The sequence below is a fragment of the Pedobacter sp. AC464 genome (assembly GCF_979253075.1).
This window is the reverse complement of the sequence record NZ_CEEDBV010000001.1, coordinates 1,263,544-1,287,137: the sequence shown is the minus strand read 5'-3', so window position 1 is coordinate 1,287,137 and position 23,594 is coordinate 1,263,544. Positions and strand designations below refer to the sequence as shown.

At 40.7% G+C, this 23,594-nt stretch carries 18 protein-coding genes and 1 tRNA gene; 18 read left to right on the top strand and 1 reads right to left on the bottom strand.

The window, feature by feature from the left end; translation table 11 throughout:
• Window positions 1-3 precede the first annotated feature (3 nt).
• From AC0IWT_RS05545 to AC0IWT_RS05460, 18 genes are all read left to right on the top strand, one after another.
• On the top strand, window positions 4-1,086 hold the full coding sequence (locus AC0IWT_RS05545; protein ID WP_471796344.1) for an endo-1,4-beta-xylanase: 1,083 nt from the start codon (window positions 4-6) through the stop codon (window positions 1,084-1,086).
• Between the two features lie 7 nt (window positions 1,087-1,093).
• Window positions 1,094-3,316 carry a glycoside hydrolase family 3 N-terminal domain-containing protein gene (locus tag AC0IWT_RS05540; RefSeq protein ID WP_471796343.1) on the top strand — a complete coding sequence of 741 codons (2,223 nt, stop codon included), beginning with the start codon at window positions 1,094-1,096 and terminating at the stop codon, window positions 3,314-3,316.
• 30 nt (window positions 3,317-3,346) lie between these two features.
• Entirely contained in the window at window positions 3,347-6,001 is a 2,655-nt protein-coding gene (locus AC0IWT_RS05535) for a glycoside hydrolase family 2 TIM barrel-domain containing protein (protein WP_471796342.1), read from the top strand.
• Window positions 6,002-6,017: 16 nt separating this feature from the next.
• Entirely contained in the window at window positions 6,018-7,193 is a 1,176-nt protein-coding gene (locus AC0IWT_RS05530) for a DUF5009 domain-containing protein (RefSeq protein ID WP_471796341.1), read from the top strand.
• A 9-nt stretch (window positions 7,194-7,202) separates the two neighbouring features.
• Window positions 7,203-9,665: a glycoside hydrolase family 2 protein gene (locus AC0IWT_RS05525; protein WP_471797208.1), complete on the top strand. Its 2,463-nt coding sequence runs from the start codon at window positions 7,203-7,205 to the stop codon at window positions 9,663-9,665.
• Window positions 9,666-9,667: 2 nt separating this feature from the next.
• A complete protein-coding gene (locus tag AC0IWT_RS05520) occupies window positions 9,668-10,663 on the top strand; it encodes an alginate lyase family protein (protein ID WP_471796340.1) in 996 nt (331 codons plus the stop codon).
• Window positions 10,664-10,691: 28 nt separating this feature from the next.
• Entirely contained in the window at window positions 10,692-10,856 is a 165-nt protein-coding gene (locus AC0IWT_RS05515) for a hypothetical protein (RefSeq protein ID WP_471796339.1), read from the top strand.
• A gap of 1 nt (window position 10,857) precedes the next feature.
• A complete protein-coding gene (locus AC0IWT_RS05510) occupies window positions 10,858-12,033 on the top strand; it encodes a glycoside hydrolase family 88 protein (RefSeq protein WP_056872599.1) in 1,176 nt (391 codons plus the stop codon).
• A gap of 6 nt (window positions 12,034-12,039) precedes the next feature.
• Window positions 12,040-13,164, top strand: a complete 1,125-nt coding sequence (locus AC0IWT_RS05505; protein ID WP_471796338.1) for a glycoside hydrolase family 18 protein — start codon at window positions 12,040-12,042, stop codon at window positions 13,162-13,164.
• A 62-nt stretch (window positions 13,165-13,226) separates the two neighbouring features.
• Window positions 13,227-14,693 (top strand): glycoside hydrolase family 30 protein, encoded by a 1,467-nt coding sequence (locus AC0IWT_RS05500; protein WP_471796337.1) that lies wholly within the window; start codon window positions 13,227-13,229, stop codon window positions 14,691-14,693.
• A gap of 3 nt (window positions 14,694-14,696) precedes the next feature.
• Window positions 14,697-15,518: an SDR family oxidoreductase gene (locus AC0IWT_RS05495; RefSeq protein ID WP_471796336.1), complete on the top strand. Its 822-nt coding sequence runs from the start codon at window positions 14,697-14,699 to the stop codon at window positions 15,516-15,518.
• Window positions 15,519-15,521: 3 nt separating this feature from the next.
• Window positions 15,522-16,697: a mannonate dehydratase gene (gene uxuA, locus AC0IWT_RS05490; protein ID WP_471796335.1), complete on the top strand. Its 1,176-nt coding sequence runs from the start codon at window positions 15,522-15,524 to the stop codon at window positions 16,695-16,697.
• A gap of 296 nt (window positions 16,698-16,993) precedes the next feature.
• Entirely contained in the window at window positions 16,994-17,227 is a 234-nt protein-coding gene (locus AC0IWT_RS05485; RefSeq protein ID WP_056872603.1) for a hypothetical protein, read from the top strand.
• 352 nt (window positions 17,228-17,579) lie between these two features.
• A complete protein-coding gene (locus AC0IWT_RS05480) occupies window positions 17,580-17,957 on the top strand; it encodes a VOC family protein (protein ID WP_471796334.1) in 378 nt (125 codons plus the stop codon).
• 177 nt (window positions 17,958-18,134) lie between these two features.
• Window positions 18,135-18,208, top strand: a tRNA-Arg gene (locus AC0IWT_RS05475).
• Window positions 18,209-18,491: 283 nt separating this feature from the next.
• The gene (locus AC0IWT_RS05470; protein ID WP_471796333.1) at window positions 18,492-20,993 is read left to right on the top strand and encodes a TonB-dependent receptor; all 2,502 of its coding nucleotides are present in this window, start codon (window positions 18,492-18,494) and stop codon (window positions 20,991-20,993) included.
• A gap of 58 nt (window positions 20,994-21,051) precedes the next feature.
• A complete protein-coding gene (locus tag AC0IWT_RS05465; RefSeq protein WP_056872605.1) occupies window positions 21,052-21,489 on the top strand; it encodes a PaaI family thioesterase in 438 nt (145 codons plus the stop codon).
• 100 nt (window positions 21,490-21,589) lie between these two features.
• Window positions 21,590-21,832 carry a hypothetical protein gene (locus tag AC0IWT_RS05460; RefSeq protein WP_471796332.1) on the top strand — a complete coding sequence of 81 codons (243 nt, stop codon included), beginning with the start codon at window positions 21,590-21,592 and terminating at the stop codon, window positions 21,830-21,832.
• Between the two features lie 442 nt (window positions 21,833-22,274).
• On the opposite strand, the gene AC0IWT_RS05455 is transcribed toward AC0IWT_RS05460, so the two are convergent.
• On the bottom strand, window positions 22,275-23,546 hold the full coding sequence (locus AC0IWT_RS05455) for a nucleoside recognition domain-containing protein (RefSeq protein WP_471796331.1): 1,272 nt from the start codon (window positions 23,544-23,546) through the stop codon (window positions 22,275-22,277).
• Window positions 23,547-23,594 lie beyond the last annotated feature (48 nt).

Sequence of the window (23,594 nt, the reverse complement as noted above, 5' to 3'; positions counted from 1 at the left end):
ATTATGGCATTAACGAAAATTAGTATTTTAAAAAAGATAATCGTTCCAATTGCGTTGTTGGGTATATCTTGCGCAAAAGATGGCGCTCAGCGCACTCTTGATACGCCACCAATTTCGAATTTTGATTCAACCCTGCAAAAAGACATGCCCTTTAAAATGGGTGCTGCGGTCAACGTTTCTTTAATAAAAAATAATGCTAATTATCGAAATCTTGTTATCAAAGAATTTAACAGCATAACCGCAGAGAATGCAATGAAATTTGCTTCGGTTCATCCGGCAAAAGATACATATAACTTTAACGATGCAGATTATCTGGTCGATTTTGCTTTAGCAAATGGAAAGCGCATTCATGGCCACACGCTAAACTGGTACAAGTCGCTGCCAGATTGGGTAACTAATTTTCAGGGCACAACAGCCGATTGGGAACTTTTACTAAAAAGCCACATCCAAACTGTGGTAGGGCATTTTAAAGGCAAGGTAACTTCTTGGGATGTTGTCAATGAAGCCATAAATGAAGATGGAACGTTCAGGAATAGCATCTGGGTTCAAAAACTTGGCGTAGATTATATTGCCAGAGCGTTTAAATATGCGCATGAGGCAGACCCAAACGCATTACTTTTTTATAATGATTATGGGCAGGAGTTCGGGCCGACAAAGCGTACCGCGATACTTAATTTGGTTAACGATTTAAAAACTAAAGGTATTCCAATTTATGGGATTGGTCTGCAAATGCATACCAGGGTAACGCAGGCGGATAACAACCTGGTAACGGCAATTTCGACAGCTGCTGCCACCGGTCTTAAAGTCCATATTTCGGAACTTGATGTATCGCTTAATCCTGATAATAGCCAATCGATAACTTATACCGCAACGCTGGCCGGGCAACAGGCGGCGAAGTACAAAGCCATTGTTGAGGCTTACAATGCAATTCCAAAAGCACAGCAATTCGGTATTACACAATGGAATGTAACCGATGCCGACAGCTGGATTCCAACAAACTATAACCGAAAGGATTGGCCACTGCCTTTTGATGCTCAATATGAACGCAAAGCAGCTTATCAAGGTATAATAGACGGCGTAAAATAGACAAATCATGAAAAATTACTTAGCATCAGCTTTAATTATTGCCGCTTCTTTTTCTTCAGCTTCAGCTCAGGATAAAAGAATTGAAAAGAAGATCGATTCGGTATTAAAACTGATGACGCTTGATGAAAAAATTGGGCAGCTTAATCAATACACGGGAGACCGCGATGCTACCGGGCCTATCACCAATAATCCTAATAAACTGAAAGACATTAGGGATGGCAAACTGGGCTCTATGCTTAACGTACGTGGCGCTGCTGAAACAAGAGCAGTGCAGGAGGTAGCCATGCAATCGCGAATGAAAATTCCGTTAATTTTTGGTCTTGATGTCATCCATGGGTACCGCGTAACTTTCCCTATTCCACTGGCAGAAGCTGCCAGCTGGGATTTGAATGAAATGGAGAATGCGGCCAGAGTTGCTGGCAGGGAAACCGCCGCCTCCGGCATCCACTGGACATTTGCGCCAATGGTTGATATTGCCCGCGACCCACGCTGGGGGCGGGTAATGGAAGGTGCAGGAGAAGACACTTATTTAGGTTCACAAATTGCACGGGCTCGGGTAAAAGGTTTTCAAGGAAAAGGATTGGGCAATCTTGATGCAATAATGGCTTGTGCCAAACATTTTGCAGCATATGGAGCGGCAATTGCCGGTCGCGACTACAACTCCGTTGATATGAGCGAACATACTTTATGGGAAACTTATCTGCCGCCGTTTAAAGCTGCGGTAGACGCCGGTGCTGCCACTTTTATGAATTCTTTTAATACTTTAAATGGAATCCCCGCTACAGGAAATGCTTACCTGCAACGTGACATTTTAAAAGGACAGTGGAAGTACACAGGCTTTGTGGTGAGCGACTGGGGCTCAATAGGTGAAATGATTGCCCATGGTTATGCCAAAGATAAAGCCCAGGCCGCAGAGTTGGCTATTAAAGCAGGCAGCGATATGGACATGGAAAGCAGAAGCTATTTACCATCATTAGCAAAACTGGTGACCGATAAAAAAGTTCCGATGGCTTTAATTGATGATGCGGTAAGAAGAATTCTTCGGAAGAAATTTGAACTCGGTTTATTTGACGATCCTTATCGCTTTAGCAACCAGACCCGCCAGGAGCAGGAATTGAATTCGCCACAGAACAGGGCAGCATCTTTAAAAATGGCTGAGAAAAGCATCGTATTGCTAAAAAATGAAAAGCAAATTTTGCCCCTCTCCAAAAATCTTAAAAAAATTGCGGTAATCGGTCCGCTTGCAAAATCAGAGAAAGATATGCAGGGCTTCTGGTCGGTTGCTTGGGAAAATGATAAGCTGGTATCTCTCTACGAAGGTTTAAAAAACAAAGTTGGCAATAACACAGAGCTACTTTATGCGAAAGGTTGCAGCATTACCGACTCTTCTAAAACAGGTTTCGCTGAAGCAATTGAAACTGCCAAACAAGCTGATGTTGTAATTATTGCTGCCGGAGAAACTTTGGATATGACGGGTGAGGCAAAAAGTAAAACGAATATCCACATCCCTGGAGTGCAGGAAGATTTAATCAAAGCAATACAGGCAACTGGGAAACCTGTTGTTGTTTTACTTATGGCCGGAAGGCCCCTTATTTTCAACTGGACGGCCGATAACGTTCCAGCAATTATGTACACGTGGTGGTTAGGTAGCGAAGCCGGAAATGCAATGGCTAATGTTTTGTTCGGAGATTACAATCCTGCCGGAAAATTACCGATGACTTTTCCAAGAGATGAAGGCCAGATTCCCTTGTATTATAACTATTTAAGCACAGGTCGTCCTTCAAAAAGTGATAAAGACAGGAACTACAAATCAGCCTATCTCGATTCTCCCAACAGTCCGAAATTTGCTTTTGGTTTCGGCTTAAGTTACACAACTTTCGATTACAGCAACTTAAATCTTAGTAAAACGCAAATGGCAATGGGCGAAAAAATTACGGTGAACATAGCTTTAAAAAATACAGGCAAATATGATGGGGAAGAGGTTGTGCAGCTTTACCTGCAAGATAAATTTGCGTCAGTTGTTCGGCCAGTTAAAGAATTAAAAGATTTCCGCAAGGTGATGCTTAAAGCTGGCGAAACGAAAAATATCAGCTTTGTAATTGATAAGGAAAAGTTATCATTTTACAACCAGCAATTGAAATGGGGTGCCGAACCCGGAGATTTCAAATTGATGATCGGAACCGCATCGGACAATATTAAGCTCGAAAAAGATTTCACTTTAACAAATTAAACAAGCAATACATTCTATAATACTAATTCAGTGATAAAAATTACCCCTGCTATTTTTGTTAAAACCCAAAGTCTTTTATTGGCTTTTGTGTTAATTCTTGCCTGCAGTACATCTGTTAATGCGCAAAGAAATATTAGTCTTAATGATGGCTGGATGTTTAAAAAGGAGCATGGAACCAGTGAGAAAATTAACCTTCCTCATACCTGGAACGCATTTGATGTGCTTGATGATGAACCAGGTTACTACCGCGGTTTAGGCATTTACACAAGGTTGTTAAAACACGATGATTCTTTTAAAGGGAAGGAAATCGCTCTGGTATTCAACGGCGTAGCGCAGGAAGCTGAAGTTTTGGTTAACGGACAGTCTGCCGGAAAGCACATCGGAAGTTACACCAGGTTTATCGTTCCCATCACCAAATTTTTAAACTATAAAAATGATTTGATTGAAGTTCGGGCGAATAACCGTTTCAACGAAGACATTCCTCCGCTAACAGCAGATTTTACTTTTTTCGGCGGCATTTACCGGAATGTTAGTTTGCTGGTTACCGAGGCCGTGCACTTTTCAACTGGCGACCATGCCAGCTCTGGTGTTTACATTTCTACGCCGGATGTTTCTGCCGCGAAGGCGAGCGTGCACGTAAGAAGTTTGGTAGATAATGCTTCTTTATCGGCGAAAAAAGTGCAAATTCAAACACGCATTTTCAATGCAGAAGGGAAGGAGATTGCCTCGCAACTCTCTGATGTCAAATTTGCATCAAAGGAAAATAAAGTAGTTGTTCAGGATTTTAAATCCATCAGTCAGCCAAAACTCTGGTCGCCGGAAAACCCCTATCTATACCGGGTTATATCTAAAATTATCGATGCTAAAACGAAAGTTGTTTTGGATGAAGTTTCTAATCCGCTGGGCTTTAGATGGTTTAAATTTGATGCCGAAAAAGGTTTTTTCCTTAATGATAAGCCTGTAAAAATTATCGGTGCCAGTCGCCATCAGGATTACGAAGGTTTAGGTAATGCTGTTCCCGATGCCTTGCAGGTTAGAGATGTTGAGTTGTTAAAGGAGATGGGCGGAAACTTTTTGCGGGTTGCCCACTATCCACAAGATCCAATGGTTCTGGAGGCTTGCGACAGGCTTGGTATTCTTGCATCTGTAGAAATTCCTGTTGTAAACACCATTACTGAAACTGAGGCTTTTACGAGCAATTGCCTGAACATGCAAACGGAAATGATCAGACAAAACTTCAACCACCCAAGCATCGTGATTTGGGCGTATATGAATGAGATATTACTCCGCCCGAAGTTTGCAAATGACAAGCCGAGGCAGCAGGTTTATTACGAAAATATTCGCCAGCTGGCGCAAAAGTTAGATGATTTAACCAGAAAAGAAGACCCTTTACGCTATACAATGTTGGTTAACCATGGCGCCTGGGATGTTTATAACAAAGTTGGTTTAACAAAAATTCCGATGATAGTTGGATGGAACTTGTATTCTGGCTGGTATTCCGGCGTTCCCGCCGATTTTGCGAAGTTTTTAGATCGTCATCATAAAGAGTTGCCGAATGTCCCGTTTTTAGTAACGGAATATGGTGCAGATGCCGACCCTCGGATACGTTCGTTTGAGCCGGTTAGGTTTGATAAAAGCGTTGAGTATGGCCTTAAGTTTCATCAAACTTACCTCAATGCAATGCTTGAGCGCCCGTTTGTCGGTGGTGGTATGGCCTGGAATCTTGCTGATTTTAATTCAGAAACCCGTGAAGAAACAATGCCTCACATAAATAATAAAGGGTTGTTGACCATTGGAAGACAGCCAAAAGATACCTATTTCCTTTATCAGGCTTACCTTTCTGAAAAACCCTTTTTAAAAATAACCTCCTCCGAATGGAAACAGAGAAGCGGTGTTGCAGATTCGGCAAGTTTGGTTAGCTCGCAGAACATTCAGGTTGCCACGAACCAGGCTTCAGCAGAATTATTTCTCAACGGTAAAAGCTTAGGGATAAAGAATGCGGTCGACCATATTTGCACCTGGACAGTTGCTTTTGAAAATGGTAAAAATCAGCTGTCAGTTGTTTCAGGTGCACTCAATGACAATGCTGACATTAACTTTCAGCTACAACCTTTCAAATTTTCTGACCCAATACCGTTTAAAAATATGAACATTCTGCTGGGTTCTAAACGGTATTTTATCGATGAAAAAGAGCAACAGTTGTGGATGCCCGATCAACCTTATAGAACAAATTCTTGGGGATGGATTGGAGGAGAGCCATACAAGGGCACAAACAATAGAATTTTATATGGGAGCGACAAGAATATATTGGAAACTGAAAACGACCCAATTTACCAAACGCAGCGGGTTGGGATAAAGCAATTTAGATTAGACGTGCCAGATGGCGAATATGAGCTGACGCTGCATTTTGCAGAGCTTGTTGGCGGGGATACTAAAGAAGCCCTTGCTTACAATCTGGATAACAACCACAAAAAAGAAGTTGTGGAGCAGCGTATTTTCGATGTCGAAATTAATGGCGAATCTTTTATGAGCAAGCTAAACCTTGCAGCCGATTTCGGATATACAAAAGCTGTAAAGAAGAAAGTACGATTAACCGTTGCCAATAAAAAGGGTATTTCAATCGATTTTACATCCATTGAAGGCAAACCTGTGCTAAATGCTTTACAACTAAGAAGAATCTATTAGGAGCAATTAAAACCAGATGAATAAATTACCTGCACGTATTTTGTCAATTGATGCATTAAGAGCAATAACCATGTTCCTGATGATCTTTGTTAACGATGTTGCAGGGGTTTCAAATATTCCGGCCTGGATAGAACATACTAAGGCAAACGTTGACGGGATGGGCTTTTCAGACCTAATATTTCCCGCTTTTCTCTTCATTGTTGGCTTGTCGTTGCCTTTTGCAATCAACAGCCGGATAAAGCAGGGAAAATCTTTTGCACACATTACGGCTTATATTTTCTTAAGATCTCTGGCACTCATTGTAATGGGTTTTTTTCACGTTAATTTAGAAAATTACAACAAAACCGATGCCTTATTGCCTTACGGTGTATATACAATACTCATTACCTTATGTTTTTTCCTGATTTGGCTTGATTATCCTCAATCAATTTCACGGACAAAAAGAACGGCCTTAATTGGCACCGGTGTTGCTGCCCTAATTGCAATGGCAATCATTTACAAAGGAGGAACTACAGCGCATCCAGAGGGGCTGAAGCCACATTGGTGGGGTATTTTGGGGATAATTGGTTGGGCTTACCTGGTAACAGCGTTTACTTACCTGCTCTCTAAAGGGAAACTCTGGTTATTAATTCCTTCGTTTTTAGTTTTCAGCGCCATAAACGTACTTACACATATGGGCATTTTGACGCTGAAAATAGGGCTCATCGGCGACGCGTCTTCAATAACGCTTATGCTAGGTGGCGTTTTAATCTCCACCCTTTACACCTTATTAATTGCGAAAGGAAAAGATACAAACTTTTGGATCCTATTGAATTTAGCCGGCGCACTTTCAATTATCTTTGGTTCATTTATACGCCCGCTTTCGGGTGGTATCTCCAAGATCTATGCCACACCGGCCTGGGTGTTTATTTGCATGGGCATTACCATTCTTGCTTTCGAGTTGCTGGTTTATATTGTGGATTCAAGGCAGCAAAGAAACCTTTTCAAATTGATTAAACCGGCTGGCACAAGCACGCTAACCTGTTACCTGATACCTTACATTCTGTATGCCTTCTTTGGTCTCATTCATTTCCATTTCCCGCATTTTCTGAATACCGGGACCGGAGGAATTATAAGATCCTTTTTAATTGCTTTTTTGGTTATCGCCATTGTTTCCCTATTAGAAAAAAAGAAGCTCCGTTTAAGTATTTAATATTTTATGATGTTTAAAAGTTCGAAATATATATGTTTAATAATTCTGTTGTTTACCAGCTACTTAGCATCTGCACAGCAAAGTATTAGGTTAAATAAAAACTGGGAATTTTTAAAACAGGATTTAGGTGGAATCTGGGAAGCTGTGCGCCCAGTTGGTGTCGGAAATCCTGAAGCTGTACCGCTTTGGCAAAATGTAAATCTTCCGCATTGCGTAAATGCCGAAGACGCTGTTGATCCTGATGTAAATTATTACCAGGGTCCGGCCTGGTACCGTACGCAACTCAGCATTGCAAATCCTCATCCAAACGGCAGAACGCTTTTGCATTTTGAAGGTGCCGGACAAAAAACGGAAGTTTATGTTTACACTACTAAAGTTGCTACCCACGTTGGCGGTTATGACGAGTGGACTGCAGATATCACAGAAGCTGTTGAGGCTTTTAAGAAAACTGATGCCTTTAAAAAGCAGTTCAAAGGCAAAGTGCCTGTTTCCATTCGAACAGATAACTCAAGAGACCTGGAAATGATTCCTTCAGATTTATCAGACTTTAATGTTTACGGTGGCATTTACCGCTATCTAAACCTGGTTTATGTACCTGCCTTGTCTGTAGATAAGATGTTTGTTAAAGCTGCTGTAGATTCGTTGGGTAAAACGGGTACCGTTACGGTTACAGCAAGGTTTTACAATCCTTCGAAAGTCGGCAATGCAGACCTGAACTTTAGGCTCCTGGACCCAAATGGAAAAGTAGTTTTCAAAGCAGTCAAGCGGTTGACTAGTCTTTCAGGTGATTTGGAGATATCGTCAATTACGATAAAGAAGCCAGTGCTGTGGACCACCGAAAAACCGGTTCAGTATACTTTAGCTTACGAGGTAATTTCTTCTGGTGGAAACTCTAAAAGCGAGGAGAGAGTAGGCTTCCGAAACATCAACTTTGTTGAAAAAGGGCCATTTAAATTGAATGGAAAGCGTTTGCTACTCAGAGGAACACATCGCCACGAAGACCACGCTGGCCTTGGCGCTGCGATGACCGAAGATCTTATCAGGAAGGAAATGGTGATGATGAAAGACATGGGAGTAAACTTTATCCGTTTAGGCCATTATCAGCAATCTAGAATTGTGTTAAATCTTTGCGACAGCCTCGGTATTTTAGTTTGGGAGGAAATTCCCTGGTGTAGAGGCGGTTTAGGCGGCGATGTTTATAAAAATCAAGCCAGAACCATGCTGAAAAACATGATTGAACAGCATTACAACCATCCCTCAATTATCATTTGGGGCCTGGGAAATGAAAATGACTGGCCAGGAGATTTCCCTGAATTCGATAAGGAGAAAATCAGGACTTTTATGAAGGAGTTAAACGACACGTCGCACAAGCTGGATTCTTCTCGTTACACCGCGATCAGGCGATGTGATTTTTGCAGCGATATCGTTGATGTTTATTCGCCTTCAATATGGGCAGGATGGTATCGTGGTGCATATACTGACTACAAACAGGTTTCGATAGACGAATTTAAGAAGGTTAAACGCTTTTTACATGTAGAGTGGGGCGGCGATAGTCATGCCTTGCGTCATTCGGAAAATCCGGACAAGGCTTTAAGTAAAATTAAGACCGGTGGCAGTGCCGATGAAAGGGCAGGCGATGCCTCGCTCTATGGCGGTGCGGCCCGGATTTCAAAAGACGGCGATTGGAGCGAATCATACATCACAAACCTTATCGACTGGCATTTGAAAGAGCAGGAAACAATGCCTTGGCTAAGTGGAACTGCTTACTGGCCGTTCAAAGATTTTTCTACGCCTGTAAGGCCGGATAATCCTGTGCCTTATATGAACCAGAAAGGCGTTGTGGAACGCGACTTAACAAAAAAAGAAGCCTATTATGTCTTCCAGTCATACTGGACTAACAAGCCAATGGTTCATATTTATGGGCACACATGGCCAATTCGTTGGGGCGACGCCGGCGAAGAAAAGATGGTAAAAGTTTACTCTAATTGTAGTGAAGCCGAAATATTCTTGAATGGAAAATCTTTTGGTACCAAAAAACGGAATAGCCAGGATTATCCCGCTGCAGGTTTGCGGTGGAACCTGCCATTTGTAAACGGCGGGAATGTTGTAAAGGTAGTGGCTAAAAAAGGGAATGAAATTGTAACCGATGAAATCAAGTTCATATATCAGACCGCGAAATGGGGCAAGCCTTCAACTATGGAGTTGAAAAAGATTAGTGAGGTTGGGGGGATAGCGACACTTGAAGTTAAGCTTTTTGATGATAAGGGTGTTCAATGTTTAGATGCCGTTAACTGGATGAACTTTGGTTTAACCGGCGATGGTAAATTAATCGATAACCTTGGCACCTCCTCCGGCTCAAGAAAGGTACAGGCTTATAACGGACGGGCGATAATTTCTGCCGATTTAAAAAGCGGTAAAAGTGTTGTATCTGTAAAATCGGATTGTCTGCCAACTGTTTTTGTAAATTTATAACGATGAAGAAAATAATATCCTTCACAATAATCTGCGTTCTGTACTTAGGCGCCACTTCATTTAAGTCTTTAACTGAGAATACGCAAAGATTTGATTTAAAGCGTGAAGCAACATCGGTTTTGAAGAAACAAATTCTAGCTGAAGCGGCTTGGGCATTGCTGCAAAAGCCAGTAACAGTCACCGCTGCGTCTTCGCCAAGGAGCGCTGGTGGTAAGCATGATTTCTTCTCTGAGGCTGATTACTTCTGGCCTGATGCGAAAAATCCGGATGGTGCTTACATCAACAGAGATGGTTTAACAAATCCCGATAATTTTCTCGAACACAGAAAAGCAATGGTTCGTTTTAGTAAAATCATTGGTGCACTGGCGTCGGCTTATCAAGTTACAGGTGATGAGAAATATGTAAAACATGCAGTTCTTCATCTCAAAGCGTGGTTTGTAAATAGTGAAACGCTAATGAATCCAAATCTACTCTTCGCCCAGGCTGTCAAAGGCAAGTTCACTGGCCGTAACTACGGAATTATCGATACCATTCATTTAATGGAGGTTGCGCAGGGGACACTTGTTATGGAAAATGCGAAAGTCTTTGATAAGGCAACGCTTAAAGCCGTAAAGGGATGGTTCTCCGAGTATATTTTGTGGCTGAACACGTCTAAACCTGGCATTCAGGAAAAGACGGTGAAAAATAACCATGCAACTTGCTGGGCTATGCAAGTGGCATCTTTTGCAAAGCTTTGTGGCGATAATAATATGTTGGATTCGATAAGGACAAATTTTAAAAGCAACTTATTGCCAAACCAAATGGCCGTAGACGGAAGTTTTCCCCTGGAACTTGCACGTACAAAACCTTACGGCTACTCTATTTTTAATCTTGATGCGATGACCATGCTTTGCCACATATTATCAACGCCAGACAATAATCTTTGGCGTTTCGAAACTGCAGATGGAAAATCCTATAAAAAAAGGAATAACTTATCTTTATCCGTTTGTAGCAGATAAAGGCAATTGGCCGCTTAAACCAGATGTTATGTATTGGAACGACTGGCCGGTTGCACAACCTTTTTTAATTTTTGGTGCAAATGCTTATGGCGAACAGACTTGGTTTGCCACCTGGAAAAAATTAGAACACAACCCTCAGGTAGAAGAGGTGATAAGAAATCTACCAATTCGCAACCCCTTAATCTGGTTATAATATGAAACTAAAAATTAAAATAGCGCTTGTATCAGTACTGTTTGTCAGTACAGTTAAAGCACAAAAAACTGATGTTGCAAAGGCCTTCTCATCAGCAGCAAAACAGACAGATTTGCTTGTTAAAAATGTCGATTCTGCCAGAAAAGTGAAGCCGAATCTCGTGTCGCCAAGAACTGTTGAGAACGGCCAGTTTAAAATGGTTATTTCGAAAGACTGGACCAGTGGGTTTTTCCCTGCCGAACTTTGGTATTTTTATCAATACACCAAGGATAAGAAATGGCTAAATTTGGCAAAGAAATACACAGAAGACATTAAAAAAGAGCAGTTTAACCGCGGTACCCACGATTTAGGCTTCATGATTTACTGCCCGTTCGGAAACGGTTATAAAATGACGAAAGATACCGCCTATCGTTCCGTAATTATACAGGCTGCTAAGTCACTTTCTACACGTTTCAATAAAACTGCCGGTGTTTTAAAATCCTGGGATCATAATGGCGATAAATGGAAATACCCGGTAATTATTGATAATATGATGAACCTGGAACTGCTTTTTGAAGCTACAAAATTTACCGGCGACTCTTCATTTTACAAAATCGCAACTGCTCATGCCGACAACACGATTAAGAATCACTTCCGTCCTGATTTCAGCTCGTACCACGTAATTGATTACGATACCGCACAAAACGGACACATTCTACAAAAAATTACAGCGCAGGGTTATGCCAATGAATCTGCTTGGGCCCGCGGCCAGGCATGGGCCTTGTACGGTTATACCATGTGCTTTCGAGAAACTAAAAATAAATTATACCTTGCTCAGGCAGATGGTATTGCAAACTTTATTTTAAGTTCGAAAATAACGCCTGCCGATGGCATACCATACTGGGATTACAACGACCCGCAAATTCCTAATGTTTCAAGAGATGCATCAGCGGCCGCGATAACAGCATCTGCACTTTATGAACTTGCCGGCTACAGCAAAGAAGGAAAAAAGTATAAGGCGGCAGCCGATAAGATTTTGTATTCTTTAAGTACTAAGTACACGAGTAAACCTGGTGCAAATTATGGCTTTATATTGGAGCACAGCACCGGCCATCGTCCGGCAAAGTCGGAGGTAGATGTGCCGATTAACTATGCTGACTATTATTTCCTTGAAGCTTTATTACGAAGCAAAAAATAAGTCTATATGAAATTATCATCGGTCGTTACGCTTTTGGCGCTGGTAGGCTCGGTTGCGCTTACCGCGATGCAGTCTGATAAAAATGCCAAGAGAAAGGTGGTTATTGGTTACGTTGGTGGCTATAAAGGATTGGCAGATTTAAGCCGTATTGATGCAAAAAAGTTAACGCATATCAATTACGCCTTTGTAAATATTAAAGAAAACAGGGCTTTTTTGCAGCGTGAAGGAACTGATACGTTAAATTTCCAAAATCTGGTTAAGTTAAAACAAGTTAATCCAGAGCTGAAAATTTTGATTTCAATAGGAGGCTGGTCATGGAGTGAAAATTTTTCTGACGCCGCTCTTTCTGACACCTCAAGAAAAGCCTTCGCCCAAAGTGCCGTCAAAATCATTGACAGGTATAAGTTAGATGGTGTAGATATTGACTGGGAGTATCCGGGTATTCCTGGTGAGGAAGGCAATGTCTATCGCCCAGAGGATAAAGAAAACTTTACGCTAATGCTTAAGGAACTCCGTGTTGCGCTGGATGTGCTGCAGAAAGAAAGAAATGAAAAGAAATTGCTGACCATCGCCGCCGGTGGTTTTAGAAATTTCATCGACCACACCGAAATGGATAAAGTACAGCAATATCTGGATTATGTAAACCTTATGACTTACGATTTCTACAACGGCGCTATTGCGGGTCATCACACTAATCTTTATCCTTCTGCGAAATTTCCTTCGGCGCATAGTGCAGATAATACCTTCAAAGAATTTGTTGCCGCCGGTGTACCCGAAAATAAACTGGTGATGGGGATTGCTTTTTACAGCAGGGCCTTCACATTAAAAAATAACTCAACAAATGGTTTAGGTGATTCTGTTTTAACGGGTTCTTATGGAAAGGGTTATACTTTTTTAAAAGATAGTTTAATTAATAAGAATGGATTTAATGCCTTTGTAGATAAGGAGGCAAAAGCACCTTACATTTTCAACTCCGGAACAAAGGAATTCATGACTTATGATGATGAGGAATCGGTGAAGGAGAAATGTAAATATGTACTCAAAAATAATATGGCAGGTGTTATGTTTTGGGAATATTCTTCAGACGTAAATGGCTATCTATTGAACCAAATTAACAAAACTTTAAAGTAGCATCTGCACAATTAATTTTATAATATTGCAACAACAACCTCTACTATAAACGAGCCAATCCCATGAAACAAAAATTAAGTCTGCTATTAATTTTAGCTACTGCCTACACCGCAGACGCACAATTAAAAAAAGCAACAAAACCCATGCAAAGCTATTCGGTTAGCAACAAAAAGGTATCGGTATATGTTACCGCCGAAAATTCTGACTATCGCATTCGCAAAACCGAAACGTTAAGTTTTAGCGAAAACAGACAGCCCTTCGAAACAGAGCCATGTGTGTTTATAGACCCAACAGTCAGGTATCAAACAATGATTGGTATTGGTGGTGCATTAACTGATGCGTCTGCAGAAACCTTTGCGAAGCTCTCGAAAAAAAATCAGGCTGAACTGATGGAGAAATATTACAACCCGACCAGTGGAATTGGTTATACTTTAGCCCGGACAAACATTGCGAGCTGCGATTTCTCGAGTGGCAGCTACACTTATATACAGGACCAGGATAAGGATTTGAAAACGTTCAATGTTGATCATGATAAGCAGTTTAAAATTCCGCTGATTAAGGATGCAATAAAAGCTGCCGGGGGCAAGCTAACGCTGTTTGTGAGTCCGTGGTCGCCGCCTGCCTGGATGAAAGATAACAATAGTTTAATTGGCGGGGGGCATCTGCTGCCGGCATATCGCCAAAGTTGGGCAAATCACTATGTTAAATTTATCAAAACCTATGAGTCGATGGGGATGCCAATATGGGGCTTAAGTGTTCAAAACGAACCAATGGCGAAACAGCGTTGGGAATCTTGTGTATACACTGCCGAGGAGGAACGTGATTTTATCAAAAACTTCCTGGGTCCAACCTTACAAAAATCAGGTTTATCCTCGAAAAAATTAATTGCATGGGATCATAACCGCGATCAGATTTTTCAAAGAGCCAGCACAATTTTAAATGATAAGGATGCTGCAAAATATGTATGGGGCATCGGTTTTCATTGGTACGAAACCTGGACAGGAAGTGCAATGCAATTCGGTAATGTTAAACAAACACATGAAGCATATCCTGATAAAGCGTTGATTTTCACCGAAGGATGTAAAGAGAAATACGACGTGACAAAATTGGATGACTGGACATTGGGCGAACGTTATGGTTACTCCATGATTAACGATTTTAATAGCGGAACAGCGGCGTGGACTGATTGGAATATCCTTTTAGATGAAAACGGTGGGCCAAACCATGTGGGCAATTTTTGTTTCGCTCCTGTACATGCAGATACGAAAAGCGATAAATTAATTTACACGAATGCTTTTTATTATATGGGTCACTTTTCGAAATTTATCCGCCCAGGTGCAAAAAGAATTGGCTCGGCTTCCAGTCGCGATAAACTGCAAACTACAGCTTTTATTAACACCGATGGAAAAGTTGCAGTTGTGGTGATGAATCAATCGGACGAGAAACTGAAATACAGCTTATGGATTAAAGGTCAGGCGGCGACAACTACAAGTTTACCACATTCAATAACTACTTTAGTAATAGATTAATTAATGACTAAAACATCAGATTTATTCTCTTTAAAAGATAAAGTTGTAGTCGTTACAGGCGCAACAGGGGTACTTGGAGAGGCCTTTGTAAACGGCTTAGCATCAGCCGGAGCTACAATCGCAATATTGGGTAGAAATGAAGAGGTTGCCAAGGCAAGGGCTGAAGAAGTAACGCGGCAGGGTGGCAATGCCATCTATCTCATTGCCGATGTGTTAAATGAAGATGCCCTTGTAGAAGCCAAAAACGTTATTTTAGCTAAGTTTGGACGAATTGATGGCTTGGTGAATGCAGCAGGTGGCAACGTTGCCGAAGCGGTAGTTCAGCCTGAAAAGGATATTTTTGATCTAAACGTTCCGGCATTGAAACAAGCTTTTGATTTAAACCTATTTGGAACCATTTTGCCCACGCAGATATTTGGTAAAACGCTGGCGAAACAGGGTGGAAGTATCGTGAATATATCATCAGTTTCGGCTACGCAGGCCGTTACGAGGGTGTTGGGCTACTCTTTAGCAAAGTCTGCCGTAGATAGTTACACAAAATGGATGGCCGTTGAGCTGGCTAACCGGTATGGCGATAAGATCAGGATGAATGCCATTGTACCTGGATTTTTCATTACCAACCAGAACCGGGCTTTGTTAACAAATACCGACGGCAGTTTAACTGCCAGGGGAAATGCAATCATCTCGAAAACGCCATACAAGAGATTCGGAAATCCCGAAGAACTTATTGGCGCACTCGTTTATTTGCTGAGTGATGCATCAAAATTTGTAAATGGGGAAAATTTAACCGTAGATGGCGGTTTTTGCGCTTTTTCAGGAGTATAATGTATGGAAACGAAATATAAAAAATTAGAACAAACCTGGCGTTGGTACGGACCTAACGACCCTGTAACTTTGTCTGACGTGAAACAGGCCGGTGCAACCGGCATAGTTACCGCTTTGCACCACATTCCACATGGCGAAATCTGGCCGCTGGCTGATATCGCAGAACGAAAGGCAATTATCGAGGCAGCAGGACTGAGCTGGTCTGTTGTAGAAAGTGTGCCGGTGCACGAGGCGATAAAAACACGCCGGGCTGATGCCGGTAAATTCATCGAGAATTACAAAATTTCCCTTCAAAATCTTGCTGCCTGTGGCATAAAAACCGTTTGCTATAACTTTATGCCGGTGTTAGACTGGACCCGCACACAGCTCGATCTGGAAATGACCGACGGCTCTAAAGCCCTCTATTTTAACTGGATTGATTTAGCGGTTTTCGACCTTTATATTTTAAAAAGAGACGGTGCGAAAGACGATTACCCGGTTTCAGTTCTGGAAAGGGCTGAAAGTAAGTTTGCAACTTTAAACCAGCAGCAACTTGATGATTTACGCATCAATGTTTTGATGGGTATACCCAACGAGAAAGAAATTGAGCTGGAAACCCTGCGCAACAGCATTAATGAATATGCCAGGATTGGTTTTAATGGCCTTCGGGAAAACCTGGTTTATTTCCTTTCATCAATTGCAGCCGTTTGCGAACAGGAGGGTATAAAAATGACCATCCACCCAGACGACCCACCTTATCCAATTTTGGGTTTACCAAGAATTGCAAGTACGCTTGATGATTTCAATTACATCCTCAGCAACGTGGATAAACCTTTTAACGGCGTTTGCTTTTGTACAGGCTCGCTTGGCGCAGGTGTAGAGAATAATGCATTAGAAATTTTCAACGCAGTGAAAGCACGGGTTTATTTTGCACATTTGCGTAATGTAACCAAAGATGAAGATGGCAGTTTTTACGAAGCCGACCATTTGGGTGGCGATGTAAACATGTACGAAATCATGAAAGCTTTATCTGAAGAAAATGCCCTGAGGGAAAAACCGATACCTTTCCGCCCCGACCATGGTCACCAGATGCTGGATGATTTGGCGAAACAGAGCAACCCGGGCTACTCAGCGATAGGAAGATTGAGGGGTTTAGCAGAACTTCGCGGCCTCGAACTTGGTGTTACCGGAAATTATTAAACTAAATATTTAACATAATCTGCCTGTCCTCCAAAGGCCGTAAATTTGACCTGGCGAAAAAATTGCTTTTCGCCGGGTCAAATTTAAATACCCCGTTTTTGTTTTAAATAACGCTCCCAAGACTTACTCGGGCTAAATTTCTCTGTTTCATTCGTTTTTTCTATTACCATCATCTCGCTAGAAATTCTTTTTAAAACCACGATTGGGTAATTTTGTTAATCCAGTAGATTAAATAATTCATTGCAGTGCGGATAATTTACATCACTTTTGCATTACTTTAGTTTTGATAATTGATTATGGAAAACAACACAAATCCAGGCAAAAAAATTCTTAAACCGTCAGTAGTTCACGATGATTTGCCAGAAGTAAAGAAGCCAGAGCATTTACGAAAAGGTCCTGTAGACGATGATAATCAACTGCCCGAAAATCCGGAAAGAAACTATCATCATGAAGAGTTACGAAGTGTTAGCGGAAGCAACGATGAGATCAAGCATGCTGATGATGATATTTGGAATGGCGAAGATGCCTAACTAAGGCTTTTTCGTCAAAGTTTTTTCTTATTGTTTATTCGCTAGATAAGCAGTAATGATTATCTTCTCTCGCCCTTTTTATTAATTCTTTTCCTAAGAATTATCATTCAATACGTTGTGTCGTTATTGATATTACGAAATCCTCCCCAATAGTTTTAAAATCTGATAATTAGCTTGTTGAAACAATTTTCGAAAATCGGAAATTAGTTTTCAACGTTAAACCTGATGATTCATTCAACATAAATATATAGAAAATGCAAAAATAATATTAGTTTTAGTGATGGTTATGGTCTCATTTATATCGGGATTTGCGTTCAAAACCATTATTTTAAAACAAACTAAACAAGCAAATATGAAAAAGGTAACAGGCATCGGGGGCATTTTTTTTAAATGCAAAGACCCAAAAAAAATTACGGAGTGGTATAAAAAACATTTAGGTTTAGACACCAATCCTTATGGGGCAAGTTTTGAGTGGTTTGAAAAGGACGATAGTACAAAGAAGGCTCAAACACAATGGACACCTTTTGCGGAAACCACAAAATACTTTGAACCATCAACGAGCCAGTTTATGATAAATTACCGGGTCGAGAATTTGGAAGCATTAGTAGCAGAGCTAAAAAGTGAAGGTGTTACGATAGTGGATGATGTACAGCGCTTTGATTATGGAAAGTTTGTACATATCCTCGATGCTGAAGGCAATAAGGTCGAACTTTGGGAACCAAAGGATTAAGCTTTCAAGCATTAAAGGGCGTATTTCCGTTTGCTGGCTGCAAATATCAATTAAATACTTATAGCTTAAAGAGTTAACATTTTTCTTTGAATTCTAAGCCAATCTGCCGTTGAAAATTTGAAATTAATTTGCTCTTTTTTGATAAGAACTTCTATATTTGCACACATTAAAAAATGAGCCTCGGTAGCTCAGCTGGATAGAGCGTCGGTTTTCTAAACCGAGGGTCAGGGGTTCGAGTCCCTTCCGGGGTACAAAAACCCTCTTTAATTAATTTTAAAGAGGGTTTTTTTATGCGAAAAATCAAGGAAATACCTCATAAATTATCATTTTAAACGGAATTCACTGGCAGTTTTGCTTCGATGCGCAAAAATTTTAATCATTACCATCCATAAACTGATTTTTTACGACAAGCGTCTTGGTGTTAACTGTCGCCGGCTTACCGCTTAATTCATGCGGTGTTCAAAGCATTAATTTATTTAATTTGATTTATTTAAAAATAAATTTAGATTTGTCTAAAAATAAGTTTAGATATATATGAATCATCGCTTACTTACGCTCGCTATCTTTTTTCTTTCGCTGGTTCCAACGGTCACATTCGCTCAGCAAACTACTTTAAGTGGGGTGGTGAGTAATGAAGACAAGCCAATAGAAAACGTAACCATCAGAGTTTTGGGATTAAATAAATCTACCAGAAGCGATGCAGCAGGTAACTACACGCTAGATATGCTCACGTTTGGAAACTATAGCCTAATTTTTTCCAAGGTTGGCTACGCTTCCAAAACTCTAAAGGTTTCCATGAAAAATAGGAATGAAATTTTCAATGCAAACCTTGAGCAGATTATATCAAACCTAAATGACGTGGTTGTAACCGGCGTAAACCGTGCTACCGAATTGCGAAAGAGTCCGGTACCTATAGCCGTGCTTTCGAAAAAGGTGATGGACCAGAATGTGAGTACAAATTTGATAGACGCCATTGTGAAAGGGGTGCCGGGCGTATCTGCAGTAACTACAGGGCCTAATGTTTCAAAGCCATTTATCCGAGGCTTAGGATATAACAGAGTATTAACTTTATATGATGGCCTTCGGCAGGAGGGGCAGCAATGGGGCGATGAGCATGGCATTGAAGTAGATGAATATGGAATTGGTAGGGCGGAAGTGGTTAAAGGGCCGGCAAGCTTAACGTACGGCTCAGATGCATTGGCTGGAGTAATTAATATGATTCCCTCAAATCCTGATTTTCAAAACAAAACTTTAATTGGCGATTTTACATCGAATTATCAAAGTAATAACGGGATGTTTGGAAGTTCGCTGGGGCTCGCCTATAGAAAAGACGATTGGAAATACACCTTTCGAGCAACCGGTAAAACAGCCCATAATTATTACAATCCGGTTGATGGCTATGTTTTTGGTACGGCTTTCCGGGAGTATAATTTGTCGGCAAGTGCACGGGTTGACAAAAACTGGGGATATTCCAAAACCGCATTAACCTATTATGATAACCTGATGGAAATTCCGGATGGTAGTCGTGATTCATTGACTAGGAAATTTACCAGGCAGGTTTTGGACGTCCGAGATGATGTGAAAAACAGACCGGTAGTCTCTGAAAATGACCTAACGGCTTACTCAATCAATCCCCTGCATCAGCACATACAGCATTACCGGTTTTACAACGCAAGCCAGTTCAAACTGGGAGGAAGCGATTTAAATTTGCTTATTGGTGCGCAGCAGAGTGTGCGGCGGGAGTTTAATCATCCAACAATGCCATCACAGGCCGGACTCTATGTTGTTTTAAACACTTTAAATTATGATGTTAAATATAACCTGCCAGATTTTGCAGGTATTGAAAGTACAATTGGCCTTAATGGAATGTTTCAGGGCAACCGAAGCAAATCGGCTACAGATTTTCCAATTCCGGACTACAACCTTTTTGATATTGGGGCATTTTATTTTGCGAAAAGAACCCTTGGCAAAGTAGATGTTTCTGGTGGTGTACGTTTGGATAGAAGAAACATTAAATGGGAAAATTTTTATGTCGGTACAAATGCTGATACAGGTTTTGGAAAGCAGGTTAATGCAGGTTCTCCAAACGCCGGACTTCAGTTTCCTGCTTTCCAGAAAAGCTACTATGGTTTATCAGGCAGTTTAGGCTTAACGTATAATATTTCTGAAAAGTTTTTACTAAAAGCTAACATTGCAAGGGGTTATCGTGCACCGAACATTACGGAGATTGGTTCTAACGGATTAGATCCAGGTGCGCACATCGTTTATCTCGGAAACAGAAACTTCAAGCCAGAATTTAATCTGCAGCAGGATATAGGTTTAATTGCTTATCTGAAAGATGCCGATCTAAGTTTGGAGTTTTTTAATAATAGCATCCAGAATTATATTTATCAAAGCCGCTTAACGGACGAAAATGGAAATCCAGTGGTTATTGTGCCAGGCAATATCACTTATCAATATCAGCAATCGAAAGCCAGATTATACGGGGCGGAATTGAGTATTAATCTTCATCCGGGAAATTTGAAGTGGCTAAGTTTTAATAACAGCCTCTCGTACGTAGTTGGCCTCAATAAAAATGAAGATTTGCTCCAAAAGCATGGACGTGTTGCTAAATATTTGCCATTTATTCCGCCCTTGCAGCTGCGCTCTGAACTAAAAATTACCGCAAATAGCGAAAGTGGTATGTTTGATAAACCTTATTTCAAAGTAGATGCCATTTTTATGGCAGCCCAAAATCGTTTTTATGGTTTGGATAACACAGAAACTTATACAGCCGGTTATGCTTTGCTAAATTTCGGAATGGGTTCAGCGGTGAAAACAAGCACCGGTAAAAAAATATTTGATATTTTTATTCAGTGCGATAATGTCTTCAATAAAGCCTACCAGTCTAACCTCAACAGGCTCAAATATTTTGAATATTACAGCCAGTCGCCCAACGACCGATCGGGCATTTACAATATGGGGAGAAACTTTAGCTTTAAAGTCATCGTTCCAATCGGGACTCATTTGAGTATTTCAAAAATTAAAACCGAATAAACTGGTCGTCTACATCTCAATTAATGTCTGCGGTGGTTTATATTTCTTAACTTTAAATATGAATACTGTAAGCGAACAACGCCTGAATTTATTGAGGCAATCAATCGGTCGGGTCATTGACTCTTCACCATCAAATTATATGAACTGGCTTGCTCCGGTACTGGTTAAGGCCGAAAATGGAATTTTAGTTTGCAGTTATACCGTTCGGAAAGAAATGACAAATCCATATCAAATCTTGCACGGAGGGGTTACCGCAGGCATTATCGATGATTTAATTGGCGCCACGGTTTATACAATGGGTTTGGAAAGCGTGTTCACAACCGTTAGTAATTATATCGACTACTTTGCACCGGCAAAAGAGGGTGATGAAATTATTGCGGAAACTGCTGTAGTGAAGAAAGGGAAAACAATAATAAATTTACAATGTGAAGTATTTTTGCCCGCAAAAAATCGTTTAATAGCTAAAGGATATTCTAATATGTTAAGCATAGGTTAAGCTTTTTGTACGCCCTTAGTAAAAAATTGTTAATTCCTTTAAATTAACGAAACATTCTCATTTCTTGTGTGTTATAACTTTACCAAAAATATAATGAGCCATGTTAACAGATTATTCTACCCTGCAATTTATTGTTAGAGGCAAAATTTTTAAAGGATTTTGTATGCGCATCCACGACGATTTCCACGAAACCTATGCGGTTGTGTTGGATGGTTATCATTCTTTCTGTATTTGGATGGATAATAAATCTTCCAAATGGTGTGCTTCGAAAAATGCTGTGATTGACGCAGACGCAATCGATGAAATTATCAATCGTATATCTTTACCGCAAGCAGTTTCATAATTTTGTAATGAAATTGTTGCCCATTCTTATCTACCGCTAACATGCGGCTTATGCTGCATTGTGCGGTATTTTTCAGTTTGTAGTTTTTTGGTGTAGCTTAAGTCTAAGTCCAGCTCTAGCCTAATTTAGAGATAAATACCTTAAAGTATTAGGTATTCTGACAGCAACTTTGAATTGCTAATTTAAATACTTCTACGGGTTTCATTACAACTATTAAACCAAGTGATTGAAACAACTCATTTGTCGATGGCTAGAAGTTTTCAATAACGACTCGAGACCTCGGTTAGTCGGCGATGTTATTTTTTAATTTACTAAGTATTGCCGGAGTTAAAACTGACGGTTTTCTTGGGCAGAATGGAGGCAGACAGGTTTTCCTCGCATTTAAATAAAAAAAAGCGCTGTTCAAATGAGAACAGCGCTTTTTTTATTTATCCCCAATTTCTCAACCAAAAAACATATAGCTCAGCGCAATTGCGGTGCACACGCCAACCAAATCGGCCAGCAGCATCGAACCAATGGCATAGCGGGTATTTTTTATCCCTACAGAGCCAAAATATACCGCGACAACATAAAATGTCGTATCAGAGGCACCTTGAAAAACGCCTGACAATTTACTTGCAAATGAATCCGGGCCGCTTGCAATCATTGTACTAACCATCATTCCCCGGGCAGCACCGCCACTTAGCGGCCTGATTAAAGCGGTAGGCAGCGCGTCGACAAACCTTACATCGGCACCGAAAAATATGAAAGCATTTTTTATTCCACTCATCACAACATCGAACGTGCCGCTGGTTCTCAGCATGCTCACGGCTACCAAAATTCCAACCAAATAAGGAATAATTTTCAATGCTGTCTCAAAGCCACCTTTTGCTCCGTCAATGAAAGCATCGAACACATCAATCTTCTTGTATAATGCGCCCAATACAATCAACAGAAAAATCAATAAAATTATACCGCCGCTTAACAACCCCGAAAAAGATTTTATACTATCCGCATTTAGCTTGCTTACATACCAAACAAGCAGGCCAACCACTGCCGAGATACTTAAAACCCAGGTTATAATAACTGGTTGCAGCAGGTTTATTTTTTGCTTGAATGATACGATTAACATTGCGGCCATTGTGCCAACGAAGGTTACGATTAAACAGGGAATAAATATATCTGTTGGATCTTGGGCGTTTTGTGTCGACCGGATTGCAATTACACTCACCGGAATTAAACATAAACCGGCAGCGTGCAAGCAGAGAAACATAATTTGTGAGTTACTTGCGGTGTCTTTATTTGGATTTAGTTCCTGCAAACTTTCCATTGCTTTAATGCCAAATGGTGTCGCAGCATTGTCTAAACCAAGCAAATTTGCCGAAAAGTTCATAATCATGTGCCCCATGGAAGGATGGCCTTCTGGTATATCAGGAAACAATTTTGAGAAGAATGGGCCAATAATACGGGAAAGCAAGCGAATTCCGCCAGCTTTTTCCGCGATGCTCATCAAGCCCATAAAAAGTGCCAGTGTGCCGATAAGTTTAATACAAAGGTCTACAGCAATCCAGCAGGTTTCGATGATGCCATCTAATTTTAATGGATTTAAAGGGTCTGAAGACTTTCCAATTACCATCCAGTTGAAAATATCTGTTTGTCCGAAAAAGAAACACTTAATAGAGGCAACAACAATTGCCACAATAATAAATGCCGACCAGATTCTACTTAATGCCATTTAATTAACTTGTTTAGTTTAAAGGGTACAAAATACCAAAATATTGAA

Excerpts from the sequence above, each read along its gene's own strand:
- AC0IWT_RS05540 (WP_471796343.1), top strand. The coding sequence starts at position 1,094 with ATGAAAAATTACTTAGCATCAGCTTTAATTATTGCCGCTTCTTTTTCT.
- AC0IWT_RS05455 (WP_471796331.1), bottom strand. The coding sequence starts at position 23,546 with ATGGCATTAAGTAGAATCTGGTCGGCATTTATTATTGTGGCAATTGTT.
- AC0IWT_RS05505 (WP_471796338.1), top strand. The coding sequence starts at position 12,040 with ATGAAATTATCATCGGTCGTTACGCTTTTGGCGCTGGTAGGCTCGGTT.
- AC0IWT_RS05545 (WP_471796344.1), top strand. The coding sequence starts at position 4 with ATGGCATTAACGAAAATTAGTATTTTAAAAAAGATAATCGTTCCAATT.
- AC0IWT_RS05530 (WP_471796341.1), top strand. The coding sequence starts at position 6,018 with ATGAATAAATTACCTGCACGTATTTTGTCAATTGATGCATTAAGAGCA.
- AC0IWT_RS05460 (WP_471796332.1), top strand. The coding sequence starts at position 21,590 with ATGTTAACAGATTATTCTACCCTGCAATTTATTGTTAGAGGCAAAATT.
- uxuA (WP_471796335.1), top strand. The coding sequence starts at position 15,522 with ATGGAAACGAAATATAAAAAATTAGAACAAACCTGGCGTTGGTACGGA.
- AC0IWT_RS05485 (WP_056872603.1), top strand. The coding sequence starts at position 16,994 with ATGGAAAACAACACAAATCCAGGCAAAAAAATTCTTAAACCGTCAGTA.
- AC0IWT_RS05470 (WP_471796333.1), top strand. The coding sequence starts at position 18,492 with ATGAATCATCGCTTACTTACGCTCGCTATCTTTTTTCTTTCGCTGGTT.
- AC0IWT_RS05525 (WP_471797208.1), top strand. The coding sequence starts at position 7,203 with ATGTTTAAAAGTTCGAAATATATATGTTTAATAATTCTGTTGTTTACC.
- AC0IWT_RS05495 (WP_471796336.1), top strand. The coding sequence starts at position 14,697 with ATGACTAAAACATCAGATTTATTCTCTTTAAAAGATAAAGTTGTAGTC.
- AC0IWT_RS05465 (WP_056872605.1), top strand. The coding sequence starts at position 21,052 with ATGAATACTGTAAGCGAACAACGCCTGAATTTATTGAGGCAATCAATC.
- AC0IWT_RS05520 (WP_471796340.1), top strand. The coding sequence starts at position 9,668 with ATGAAGAAAATAATATCCTTCACAATAATCTGCGTTCTGTACTTAGGC.
- AC0IWT_RS05515 (WP_471796339.1), top strand. The coding sequence starts at position 10,692 with ATGTATTGGAACGACTGGCCGGTTGCACAACCTTTTTTAATTTTTGGT.
- AC0IWT_RS05500 (WP_471796337.1), top strand. The coding sequence starts at position 13,227 with ATGAAACAAAAATTAAGTCTGCTATTAATTTTAGCTACTGCCTACACC.
- AC0IWT_RS05510 (WP_056872599.1), top strand. The coding sequence starts at position 10,858 with ATGAAACTAAAAATTAAAATAGCGCTTGTATCAGTACTGTTTGTCAGT.
- AC0IWT_RS05480 (WP_471796334.1), top strand. The coding sequence starts at position 17,580 with ATGAAAAAGGTAACAGGCATCGGGGGCATTTTTTTTAAATGCAAAGAC.